The 12,413-nt window shown below is 41.8% G+C and carries 7 protein-coding genes; 4 read left to right on the top strand and 3 right to left on the bottom strand.

Annotated elements, in window-relative coordinates; genetic code table 11:
* Positions 1-4: 4 nt before the first annotated feature.
* Positions 5-2,935 (top strand): pYEATS domain-containing protein, encoded by a 2,931-nt coding sequence (locus tag AC1DXC_RS24150; protein WP_477461742.1) that lies wholly within the window; start codon positions 5-7, stop codon positions 2,933-2,935.
* A 4-nt stretch (positions 2,936-2,939) separates the two neighbouring features.
* On the opposite strand, the gene AC1DXC_RS24145 is transcribed toward AC1DXC_RS24150, so the two are convergent.
* A complete protein-coding gene (locus AC1DXC_RS24145) occupies positions 2,940-3,710 on the bottom strand; it encodes a hypothetical protein (RefSeq protein ID WP_477461741.1) in 771 nt (256 codons plus the stop codon).
* Positions 3,711-4,389: 679 nt separating this feature from the next.
* Positions 4,390-6,084, bottom strand: a complete 1,695-nt coding sequence (locus AC1DXC_RS24140; RefSeq protein WP_477461740.1) for an IPT/TIG domain-containing protein — start codon at positions 6,082-6,084, stop codon at positions 4,390-4,392.
* 735 nt (positions 6,085-6,819) lie between these two features.
* On the opposite strand from AC1DXC_RS24140, the gene AC1DXC_RS24135 reads away from it, so the two are divergent.
* Positions 6,820-7,566 (top strand): hypothetical protein, encoded by a 747-nt coding sequence (locus AC1DXC_RS24135; protein WP_477461739.1) that lies wholly within the window; start codon positions 6,820-6,822, stop codon positions 7,564-7,566.
* 348 nt (positions 7,567-7,914) lie between these two features.
* Here the strand turns inward: AC1DXC_RS24135 and AC1DXC_RS24130 are convergent, their stop codons facing one another.
* Positions 7,915-9,789, bottom strand: coding sequence for a hypothetical protein (locus AC1DXC_RS24130; protein WP_477461738.1), 1,875 nt, complete (start codon positions 9,787-9,789; stop codon positions 7,915-7,917).
* Between the two features lie 603 nt (positions 9,790-10,392).
* On the opposite strand from AC1DXC_RS24130, the gene AC1DXC_RS24125 reads away from it, so the two are divergent.
* Both AC1DXC_RS24125 and AC1DXC_RS24120 read left to right on the top strand, forming a co-directional pair.
* Positions 10,393-10,767, top strand: coding sequence for a hypothetical protein (locus AC1DXC_RS24125; protein WP_477461737.1), 375 nt, complete (start codon positions 10,393-10,395; stop codon positions 10,765-10,767).
* Between the two features lie 197 nt (positions 10,768-10,964).
* Positions 10,965-12,302, top strand: coding sequence for an Ig-like domain-containing protein (locus AC1DXC_RS24120; protein ID WP_477461736.1), 1,338 nt, complete (start codon positions 10,965-10,967; stop codon positions 12,300-12,302).
* Positions 12,303-12,413: the final 111 nt, after the last annotated feature.

Here is a 12,413-nt window from a genome sequence, read left to right as displayed (position 1 = left end):
AGCGATGCCATTAAAAGTTAAAAAAGTTCTCTGGGATGTCCAGACAGTGCCTATTCCCAATCAGGTCAACTACGGCTGGGGAATCGCTGTGGAACTACTATTTGCGGCAATAGAAATCCTTAATAATGATCAACATGCGGAAGAAGTAAATGAAATCATGAGTTTCAAGCAATTTGCCAGGCTAGTAGTTATTTTAAGACAAGCAGGCGCTGAATTTACGGATATCAACGACGCACTAAGGTTTTGGATTAGCCAGTCGAAAGAAAATGAGGTGCGGCTAAATAAAGAAATTCAAACCTGCTTGAAGTCATTCGGCTGTAGCGGTCGGCTGATTGTGGACGGAATTGCCGGGCCGAGAACTAAATCATTGTTGGCCGATATTTTGGGCGTTTTTCACATCAGCCCGTCGAAAATTAAAACATCGATGACCGAACTGATAAGCCGGCTAGCTCAACACGTGATTAGGATTAAAACAAACGAAAGCAAACTGCTTGATAATGACAGCGGCAGTCTTTTAACTTTATTTGTAAATGACAATTCTGCAAGTTTCGAGTTTAGGACAAACCCCTTTCCTGGACTGTACTTTGCCGGTGAAGATATTTTGCTGGCTGATTTTTCAAAAGAGGCCAAATGGCAAGATGCATTCCGGGAATTTGACTTCCTTCAATGGCTGATGTTCTTTCAGTTTCCCGATGTCAACAGGCCTATGTCTGTCAGCCCAGTAATTAGCCTCGATGGTCAAAAATGGCAGCCAATGCGTAATGAAAACAGTTCGCAAATCACTGAACAGGCGTTTAAGCCCAATCAATACTTGGACGTAACCGGCAGGGATTTGCTTAAACTGAGGTTTAACGTTGCCGTTATTAACCCCCGGGCAATCTTCTGTATCTTGCTGAAAGAAGACTTTAGCCATATTTCCGTACCAGTAATTCCATTCAAATTTAACGAACGCTGGATTTACGAGGCGCAGATTGACCTAGCAAATAAGATAAAAATTCCCAAGGTTCGAAACGGAGCCTACTACCTGAAAGTTTTTATTCTGGATAACCTTGATGCAGACTATTCAATCCCCAAGGATTCAGAAAAATCGTCTGATGGGTCAGTTGACGAACCGTTCTATTTGTTGATGAAAGCAGACCCTTTGGCAATAGATCAAGTGATTACTTTAGGTCTTTTTAATCAGAAAAATAGTCCGGCTTATTTCCAGCCCTTCCGTGATCAATGGATTCTTGTCGCAGGTACAGGAACATACCAGATTCCGGATGACCAGCGCTTCATCGCTGAAGCTCTGGGAAGGGCACTTGCAGTTGCTGGTTACGGTCTTATATGCGGAGGTTGGCCGGGGGTAGATGAAGCAGTGGCCCGGTGTTTTAGGGATACGCTGACTGCAAATGGAAATTCAGATAAGGACCGGTTGATCCAGATAATCAATACCGGCCAACGGCCTATTTACGATTATGGTACGGTAGAACAGGTTACCAATGACTGGTATAATCAAGTCTCCAAACGTGTATCAGCTTTTATTATGATTGGTGGCGAAGGTGGAACATATGACACTTACCTAGCCGCATTGAACAGGGATATACCCGTGATTCCGGTTATGACAACCGGCGGGGATGCCGCACGGGCGTTCGAAGAGTTAAAAGATGTCAGTGCAGGAAACCATATTGACTTTTTCCCTGAATCATTTTTTAATGAACTTGTAAATGAGGCTAATGCACCTGCAAAAGCGGAGCTGATTGTCAAAGTTATTGGTCAGGCGCTAAAGTTAAAACGCCCGGAATTAAGAGAGTTAGCCGCCGAAATGGATAAGCAGCGGCCAGTAATTTATCCCGATGATTTACAAAAAGGCCGCTGGGGGGGGCTCGCCATCAACAATGGCATTGCCTTATCCGCGCTGATAGGGAAACCGGACAAAGAAAACAATTACGCCGTAAAACTTACGGTAACCTTTGCGGACAAGAGAAACTCAGCAGAGGAGGTGGCTTTCTTCCTTCATAATACATTTGAGAAGAAAATTCGTTTTGTAAAAGTAAAGGATGGAAAAGCGATATTGAATATCCGTGCCTATGAAGCCTTTACCGTAGGAGCGCTTACTGAAGGCGGCTTTACCCTTGAACTGGATTTAAACACTGCCCAGGGAGAACCAGCGGGGTTCTATTACCCAGAAATCAACGAAGATTTTCGCAAAAAGGTTGGCCAACTTTACCAGCAGGCTCCGGTCAAGGTGGCCGATGACCTGCAAAAAGGGCGTTGGGGCGGCCAGGCCTCGCATAGCCGGAAAAAACTGTCAGCTACGGTCACCAAAACAAGCAGCGCCAATGCATATACTGTCGTAGCGGAAATTTCAGGTGAGCCGGAACGGGCGTTTTCTAAGGATGTCGCTTTCTTCCTGCATGATACTTTTGAGGCAGAGATATTGTTTGCAAAAGTCAGAGATGGTAAAGCCTCAGTTAACATTCAGGCCTATGAAGCCTTTACTATTGGTGCTTGTGCCAGTGGCGGCGAGTTGCTGGAGCTTGATTTACAGCAACAGCCTGGCTTTCCCAACGGGTTTTATTATACTAATGGTAATTTTTCCTTTTATAAGGAGCGGGAGATTTTGAACCTGGTAGCTGCCGATCAGAAACGTTCGAACCTGGTTATTAAAAAATACAAAGCCCTTTTGCTTTTTGAAACAAACGAGCAGCATACCTGGCTGGTCGTTGCTCAGGACCAGTGCTATATCATTCTTGACGACATGGATACCCGTAAACACAAAATCGCTGTCCAAGTCCGGTTCAAAACAGCAGATTTAATGCCAATAGACACTCGCGAAAAGGATGGAAGGCATTCGGTAAAGTTTACAGGGGAAGAAAACAGGTGGCTTTTCAGCCCGCATTTATTTACCAGAAAGTCACTCGTCAAGCGTGTAACTGAACTATTGGATGCATAAAGACCTATTCTATAGTTTCCTTATCAATAACATCCTGTACGGAAAATTCCAGTTGCTTTTTGCCATCCGTAATTGATTTCTTGGCAAGTCCCGGTGTGCCCAGGCCGAGGAAAGGGTGGTGTACGCCCATAACCTGATAAAGCGGGGTAATATCACTTTGCGTAATGTACTTCATCGTGCTTCCCTGCTCCCGTGCAACCGAGAACTGGAGGCTGGCATCGGTGAGTTTAAGTCCTGCTGCATCGACACTGGCGTTTGCCTTGAGGTCAAGCGCGGCGTTACTGCTGTTGGAAATAATGATTGTTGCTGTTTCCGCTTCAATTAATTTATTGACTATCAGCCAGTCTTCATCAAATTCGCCAGACTCATATTTCTCCAGTATTTCTGCTTGAATTGCCGCCAGGTTGTCTATCTGGTTGGTTTTATAATTTCTGATTTGAAAAACCACGCCATCGGCGCTCTTAAAATTAAACGTAAAGCCGGCATCCGCCTTATTCAGCCCGCTGCCCGGGGAAGGGAGCTTGCCTGCCGCTTTAGTGGTGATATCCACTTTATCGTGCGAGGTATAATCTAAACTCGACCTGGTCTCATTGGAACTAATTTTAAGACCAATGCCTACATCTGCCAGGGTGCTGTACTTAGTTGTCGTTCCGTCACTTTCTAATTTTACTATATCCCCAATATGGAGGATGGTTGCAGGGTCCCATGTTGCGCGGTAACCGGCTGCTTTATGCATGTGCTTCAGGTAGTATTTATAAGGACTTGGCATAGACATTTTATTTGTCCTAATTTAACTTTTTTTTTAAATCATTTCAAAACACAGGAAATATAGTTTAACACCAACAGGAAACCCTGCATGCCTTATCAAAGGTGGCGACTGTCGCTGACTTTTCACTTGCAGCAAAACATGTAATCCAACAAACAAAATTCTTTTATCAAGTGAAATTATTTGATGGCGATCGGTGATAAAACAAATCCTGCCGAAACGGGTCGAGACGCAACGCATAATCATGAACCATCACAAGGTAATCAAAACCGCCAAATTTAGCGGTTGCCTAATGACAAGCCGATTCAATTATTTACTGCATCAAGTTTAATTTAGCCGATAGAGGAATCGAACTCCCATTTTTTAAGCTACTTGTAAATTGTTTAAAACCTTCAGTTGTTCTTTCAGGTGGTTCGAATTATTTCCAGTCTGGGGACTATCGGTAGTGTCCACAGAATGAGCTCTACCATATACTAAAAATCAGATAAACTCTTTAAACATGTCATGAATTGGTTCGAAAAAAGTCCAATGGGGTTCCCACCGGGTTATACGGAGCGAGAGCGACTAAAGTCGAAACGCTTAAATAGTGATATGAGGGTTTTGGATAGAATTCCCTCAGTTTATTAATGGACTTTTTAGAAAATAGTTGTTATTTAATAATTATTAGTTTTCGCAAACCAAATAATCCTTAAGGAAGACTAATCGCTTCATATAGATTGTTGCGGAAGTCGGAATCGTCATAGGACAGTACGTATATTTTGCCACCGATAGTAAAAGCCATCGTCAGTTCATCATCAAATGGATTGATATCAACAGGCTCATAAGTCCAATGGTTCGCTCCGGGATCAAAGCTGAAAACGTCGCGGTTTGGATTACCGACATTTTGTACCAGGTAACCTTTGATGGTGTATATCTTGTTTTTATAAGCAACTACCCCCGTTTGCCTGCGCGGCTCAATCAAATTGTCCAAAGCTGTCCACTTATCGTTTACCGGATTATATTTGTAATCATAGAACCAACCACCACAGAGTACATAAGCCTCGTTGTTGATGACGACCGTTGATGCGGAAGACATCGGGTAGTCATTTTCATAACCCGTCCTCATATCCGCTATCCGCGACCAGCTATTGGAACCCGGGGAATAAACATACCAGTCATCCAAGCCCTTCCGGTCGTTCCCGATATAATGATAACCAGCACCCAGGTAAATTTTGCCGCTCAGACTAAACATCGCTGATTCCCTGCGCGCGGGACCGTTATAATTGGCTCTGGCAGTCCAAACACCATTTGACGGGTCACATTCATAGAAATTAGTAGAAGCCAGGGAATTGTACAAATATATTCTACTGCCGTCCGTCCCTACACGGAAATCACCCGGATTCGGAAGCATATTGCCAACCCTCGTCCACGAAAAATCCACATTGTTGAAGCGCCACAAGTAAACTCCTTCACCATTCGCATTCTTTAATGGAGCTACTAGGTATACATTGGTACTTACCATTAGGGGCGTAGAATAATATGCAGAAAATGGAAGGCCTTCGTTGACCAAAACCCAGTTATCCTTGACTTTAATATTTACGGGATAAGTTACTTCGTATTCAAGCAGCTTAACCTTCACTGTGGTTTCGCGGCGTGGGTAAGCCTGATAAGGCAGCTTAAAAATCATCGTGCCATTGTCCGTTACGCGCGCACCGGCCGGTTTCCCATCCAGGGTGACTTCAAAGGGGGCTAAAGGATGAAAGTATTTTCCCTTAATCACGATCTCCTCACCGATAAAAGCCTCCGGAGTAACACTCGTGATCACTGGTTTCAGAACCTCAAATTCGGGATTTGAAGACACCACGGTCTGTACTTGGGAAGTCACACTTATGGAAGAATGTACACTTGCAATCTCATCCGGCACAACCACCTTAAGCTGACGTTTAGAATATGCATATGCCTTAGCCTCAACTTTCCCAAATTTTACCAGCAACCGGAAGTTGTTGAAATGCTCCCCCTTAATTACCACCGTATCACCGATCGCTTGCGTAACCGTAAATGAGGTGATTACCGGGGCGTTCAGTGTCAAATAATCCTTCAATTCAACTGTCTGATCACCGTATTTCAGATAAACTGATGTAGTAATATTATCTGAAATGGAAACAGGTACCACGCAACGTATTTCCTCACCATTGTTGGAAACCACAGCTGCATTATTATCTCCAAAAAGGACCCTGGTATTCGCGGGCAGATTCTTTCCAGCAATCGTAATCGTATCCCCCCAGTCAGCCTTGACCGTACCCTGAACCGGATTTATACTGGGTAATTTGCTCTCCGCAGATTCCTTTTTACAAGCGTTCAGCAACACAAATACCGCAACCACTAGTAGTAATCGTTTTAACATGTGGTAAAGATAACCACTATTTCCAATTTCAGCCCAAGTGACAATTCTTAGCAAAACGACATCCTTACTTACCAACGATTTGCACATTTTGGCGTGATTTGGATCAAGTTGATTACGCGTCCATAAGCTAATAAAAGCCTGCCCAAAACTTTAAGCTTTTCGATGAGTGTGAATTTTTGATCCATTATTCAATTGTGTTATTAGCAGGAGACATAAGAATCTCTTTTTTCGCCGAGGTCGATAACCAAGACGTGCAATCAGAATTGTTTGCCTGAACCCTATAGGACTTTTTTCGAACCATTTAATGCAAAATTTAAAGCGAATCACTGGAATGTTATAATGATTCGAGCCCAGCCTCTGGAGCCAGAATGGGCAAGCACGAGAAATCGGTCGCTTGCCCGTCTTTTTTTCTATCTATTTCACTGTTAATCAAGTAAATTAATCAAATCATAAACCCGGTTTGGTTGCTGTAAAATTTGCAAACATTTGCAAACACATTGACAGAAAAGGAAAGTTAGGCGCAACAAAAAACTATTCAAAATTCAAATAATATTCCAGATGGTTGTGCGGAAGGGTTTAAGGTGCTGTACAGGCTGCCGATTCCGCTAAAATTGATACCTGGTTATTATCGCAAAGCGAACGGTCTTTTGATATCCTATCCTTCATATTTTTAACTAAATTTAGCTCTTGAATTGTTCAGCTTTTCAAAACAGCTGACCCCCTTATCCGTCTATTATGCAACATTCGCTTCAGGCCTTTCATGGCGAACTTAACGAGAAACTACAACATATGGCCGCCACAACCGGCTGGTTGGAGACCAGGAAAAAGCCCAAAAGCCCGGCCGAGATTACCGATGCAATTTTTAACCCCATCCGGGAGTTCAAAGAGGCGGACATTGCTATAGAAGATTTTTCGGGATACCCGGAAGTACTGGGGCTTCCCTTGTGGCTTGGTTACCTCAACCGGACCATTGACCACCATAGTTCGTCAGGCATTGATTTCAGGAACGAGGGCTATGAATATACCTATTATCCGGAATTTTTGCTGGCTTGCCGCCAGGGCGTTGACTATACGAAAATGCTTTTCCCCTGGCAACTATTCCTGTTAAAAGAATTTATTCCTGAACCTTTCGCCAACGACTCCATGCTGGCCGATATCATTCAATTGCACGAAAACGCAGCAGCGGGGGAATTGGCCGATAATGACCATTGGCGAAAAGCGCAAACGGAACTGGAAGACTTGCTAAACAGGCTTAAAGTTTACAAAAGCTTAAGCTATCATTTGCGAAGGACGGCTTACCTTTCTGTGGAGGAGGTGATGGATATCGAGAACCTGTGGACTTCCTCGGCTGAAGCAGCAGCTGATGCAAAAATCCAGTATATACTGGATAAGGACCCGGGTGCACGGGAAGAACAGGCTCGTAAAATGGTTTGGCAGGAAATCAGGGTGCACTTATTGGCCATGCTGAATAATTGGCGATGAGCTCACTGTAATGATCTGTGCAATCTGTAGGTATTTGTGTTACTGGATGGGGAAACTATTCATTGGAGACTATTGCCGGCAGGCGAATTCCCAGCTTATAAAAATCGATATACTTCGCGACGCCCGTAGAGAAAAGCTGGTCTTGTTCAATGGTTTCCCGGTAAGCCCCAATTTTAGTTCTCTTTTGCCCAAAGACCTTTTTTTGCCTTTACGCAGAAACTTAACGATGTCCGGCCATTAGCATGTAAGCTTGGATATATTAATAAGAGTGCATTTCTTGACGCTCTTTTAAAAGAAGGAAAATTTGCGTCCCACATAATTACTCTGATTAAATACAGATACGGATGGTTAGTTTATATTGTACGGATTTACATCGATCCTTTGTTGATCATCGTGAGTTTTTAAAAACTGTAAAACTTTAGCGGTAGTTGGGTTACCGGGATCTTCTGCAACAAAATTTTCTGCCCGGTTTTGATCTGTTAACCGTCGTAAGTAAATTTTAAAAGAGATCGGAGTTGGTGGACGATCATTGACCCCAGTTATAACACCATGAAAATCGGTTACATTTTGAATTTCTTCGGCAAAGAACTTGGGATCTGCCGTTGGAATAGCAAAAGCGACGTAAATTATGTTCTTCGTAACCGTCTTGTAAGGGGCATTATCATTGTCCTGGACTACAATTTGAATAACTTCTTGCCTTCTGCTTGCCGTACCGGTAAATTTGGCCGTGTTCGAACGACGGTGTTCATATACTGCGTAAAAAGCTGTGTAATTTTCGTCATACTTAAAGAATAACTTATCGACACGAGTATTTTTTAAAATTTTGCTATCATCTATTTCTGATATCGGATCTTTGCCGAAATAGTAATAAACCTCGTACTCACCGCAGCAGCTCATCAGCCTTTCATCGACATCGAGTTCAAACTTAGGGCTAAGCCATTTTTCTAAAGAGTCATCAGTTTCATAGAGATGGCTGATACCTACACTGGGCTGCGTCATTCGGTTAAAGTCTCTGTGAGATAGAAATTTCCGGATTAATATCGGTATCTCATTAAATTTCTGTTTGCTTTGGCCTGTTGAGGTAAGGTCAATTGCATATTGGGTTAATTGTAATTGCGATAATTTATCATACTCCTTATTCGCAAAAAAACTTGGGTGGAAATCTTCCATCTTTAACCATACCGCCATTTTAGTCAAGAACCGGCCGTAGAGCGCGGAAAAATAGGTAAAGTGCCCTACCACGAGGTTTTGGGTTACGTCAGAAGTGATCGTCATTGTGAAAAATGCAATGGAAGCAACTTCTTCTTCCGTAGGGCGGCGAAGATCGGCAATGAGGTGTTTAGTTTCCGTGTCAGCTGTTGCCAGGCCTTCATAGATAACAGTTCGCGGGTCGCCTTTGGTATTTATGGACTGACTAATCATTAAAAGGCTGCTTCTGCCATCAGTATCACTGGTAATAATTACCGGACTAATCGATATCCCCAAACCTTTACCTTTTGTTTTTGACGCATCAGTCCGCCGAAAGCAAAACCACCTTGAATTTAAAAGATGTGGTTCAAGGATGCCCAGTTTCCAGTAATTACTGTGTTTTGTCCATAAATACTGATAATTATCACGACTGGAACTGCTTTGAAATGCTTTGAATTCATTCGCAATAGCCATCAGCATTTTTTTATCTTCGCTGTTATTGGCCCATTCAATTGCCAACTGAATAATTAATAAAGCGGCTTCTTTAGATAATTCAGAGGTCGTTAATTCCAAAAAAGGATTTTCGCCATTACGGTTAATACCTAATTTGAGATGCAATTCTTTATTTATTACTCGTCCGCCCCTTCTTTTTTCATTTCTTTCATTAACAGTCGACTGCGGATTGGCTGTCTTTCTGGGTTTAGAAATCAATACAGACTGAATGGTGATTATCTGAATAGCCTGGCAGGCTACAGCTATATCCCCTCTCAATGTATACCCATTGTTATATTTAATTTTAATTAATTGCCCCTCGAAATTAATTCCATTTGCGATCCATTCGGATTCGATAGGATCATTTTTTATTATTGTGATTGCGCTCAGATCTACAGGGTCAACAAAATCACCATGTGCCAACTTATTATAAATGTTGGAAAGTTCCTTCCTGTATTTAGGTAGTTGATTTTCAATGTTTTGTAATATAACAAACCATGCTTTACGGAGGAAACGACTTTCGATTTGTGATATAGGTTTCATGGTAAGGCAACTCACCATTTCCAAATAGGATTTTATTTGGTAAATGGTAGAAATTCTTTTAAATATATTATTAATGGTGTCATTTTCAAACTTTTTTTCATAAGGGTTTTGCTCTTAGAAAAGTTTGGTTAAAAAAATGGCAATAAATGCCTTCAAATAAGTTATGATAGTAAAAAATCATCGGATTTACTGCGTTTTTTTATGAAATGCCAATGATGGCAAAACCCCTATTTAACCAAATAAAATTGACCATTACCAAATGCCGATAAATCATCGGTTATATGGTAATGGAAAACATGGGGATATTTTAACAATTATTTTTGTAGAGGAATATTCCCTAAACAAAACTTTAAAAATGGAGGTAACCATTCACCAATGATAATTCTTTAACCCAAAAACTTAATGATCGTTAATTAACCCATTAGTATAACAGAGGTTCTATAAACTGCTTGCCAAGCAGCTAGCCATGAACCTTTATTATAAGAAACAAAATCAATAAATGGCTCGCAATAATTTGAAACAGACAAGCGCATAACACCGACAACGAGCGCTTGTACTGGAAAGTTGTCCTTAAAGAATTTTTAATTAACTAATTCAAGCAACATGAAAGTTCATTACGCTCAAACTTTGGCTGACGACGCCGGAGATAGATCGCCAGGCCAGGCGTTAAATCAGGCACCATTATTAAGTACTGAACTGACAAAAATCCACTGGTTCAGCTTTTTCAAAAAAGGAAAATCGGGATGCATATTCGCCTCCATGGTGGAAGAAAACCCTGATGCATTTGGCTGGGTAGCCAAGAATGTTGGGATATCGTTAAAAGAGATCCAACATGCAATTTATGAAGCAATTGTAAATCCTACCGTTAACACGCTGTCGCTGATCTTTCCAACCGTCAGGACAAAAGAAAAACTCCTAGGACTACTGGAGTTGCTCACAGATCTACCGAACATAAGTATTGAATTCAGTAATGTATAACACGATGATTTATGTTTGGGTTATCGTTATAAAGTAGGGAGCTACACATCGTGGCTTACTGGTTTTGCACCTTTTGATTTCCATCCCAGGACCAGACAAACCCCTTACACGGCGATAACATTACGCGTAAAACCTAAACCTGTATATGAAAGGGTGTTAAAAGCATCTAGTGGTCTAAATAATTAAAATGAATTGACATGAAATTAATATCAAAATGGCTAATCATGGCCGCGCTAGTTGCGGGCTATGGTTGCAACAAATCGACTGAAACTGTAAAGCCGGTCGAGTCCCTAAATACAACATCATCAACTAACACCTTGGCGGTAATACAAACATCTGTGCCAACGCTGACAGTTACTCTAACATCGGCTAAGGCACTCACGGTTGGACAATCATTTGTTCACCGAGTAGTAGTTAAATCTGGCAATGTAGTTGTGCCAAATACACTGATTGGTGTTGAGGATCCCGTTTTAGGTTATTGCACCACAGTAAGGACGAATGCTCAAGGTGTTCTGGACTATGTAAGCAAGGTGCCCAACTTTTTAACCTCTGGCTTTTATATGTTCCGCTTTATTTTGAGCGGTGGCAATTCCCTGATAAGTACGGTATCGGTATATAAAAATACAACTGTCAATTACCTGCGACATGCAAATATGTTTTTAAATATTAACTCACCCGAATCGATCAGCCAGGCACAATTGCTTTTGGGCATAAGGGCACAAAATTTCACCAAATATGATGCTAACACCGCGAAATATCTGGTGAACTCAATAGGGCAGGATATTTTAGATGATGCGATGAGCAACCCGGTCACTAATACCATTTTAACGGTTTCTGGAGTTGGATGTGCTACGCCACCCACAGCTGCAGTTGCTTGTCCGGTATTTTTTACGACTCTAACAGATGTTGTCTCCGTTTCTACTGTGAAAGTACTCGCCAAGAGAGCGGTCGCGAAGCGGGATATGCCTATAGCCACTCGTAATAGTCTGAACAATATGATAGATATTGGCGCAATTACCTATAGTGTCAGTAAATTCAAAGTAGACGGAGGCTTAACATCATTCAGCGATGCGGCGGCGATAAACTGGGATCTGTATAATGTTCAGCAATCAATAAATGCTGACGGCAATAACTTTAAAAGCCTGATAATAGCCGGCACAATTAAATCAGGACCGAATGCTGGGGAAATGTGTTTACTAGTTCTCAAGAGTAATCCTAAGAATACCCCAACGGGTCAGTTGATCATTAAAAATGGAACCAATACAAGTTTTAGTAATGTAGCCGCAAATACTAGCAAATCGATCACGTTGCCATTGGTTAACTTGGGAGCGGCTCCGATAACGGTAACAGGAATAGGTGTTAATTCACCATTTTCCGTATCGCAACAAACGGTTACCGTTCCGGCAAATAGCATCGTAAATATCATACTTTATTTCAAGCCGACCAGTAAAGGATACTTTGATTCACCGATCACGATAAAATCGAATGCATCAAATCCAACCGTTACCTACCATACGGATGGTTCAGGTATCTGATGATTTATTTTAATATGTAGTTAGGAACTCGAATTCGGCATCTGGGTATAACGATTTTGTATTATAACAAATAATATCGGGAGTAATAGGTTAGATAGCCTAAGTGCCAAA

It is taken from the genome of Mucilaginibacter sp. P2_D11, assembly GCF_056404435.1.
Note: the sequence above shows the minus strand (reverse complement) of the source record. Positions and strands in the feature narration are given on the sequence as shown.

Excerpts from the sequence above, each read along its gene's own strand:
- AC1DXC_RS24150 (WP_477461742.1), top strand. The coding sequence starts at position 5 with ATGCCATTAAAAGTTAAAAAAGTTCTCTGGGATGTCCAGACAGTGCCT.
- AC1DXC_RS24130 (WP_477461738.1), bottom strand. The coding sequence starts at position 9,789 with ATGAAACCTATATCACAAATCGAAAGTCGTTTCCTCCGTAAAGCATGG.
- AC1DXC_RS24125 (WP_477461737.1), top strand. The coding sequence starts at position 10,393 with ATGAAAGTTCATTACGCTCAAACTTTGGCTGACGACGCCGGAGATAGA.
- AC1DXC_RS24120 (WP_477461736.1), top strand. The coding sequence starts at position 10,965 with ATGAAATTAATATCAAAATGGCTAATCATGGCCGCGCTAGTTGCGGGC.
- AC1DXC_RS24135 (WP_477461739.1), top strand. The coding sequence starts at position 6,820 with ATGCAACATTCGCTTCAGGCCTTTCATGGCGAACTTAACGAGAAACTA.
- AC1DXC_RS24145 (WP_477461741.1), bottom strand. The coding sequence starts at position 3,710 with ATGTCTATGCCAAGTCCTTATAAATACTACCTGAAGCACATGCATAAA.
- AC1DXC_RS24140 (WP_477461740.1), bottom strand. The coding sequence starts at position 6,084 with ATGTTAAAACGATTACTACTAGTGGTTGCGGTATTTGTGTTGCTGAAC.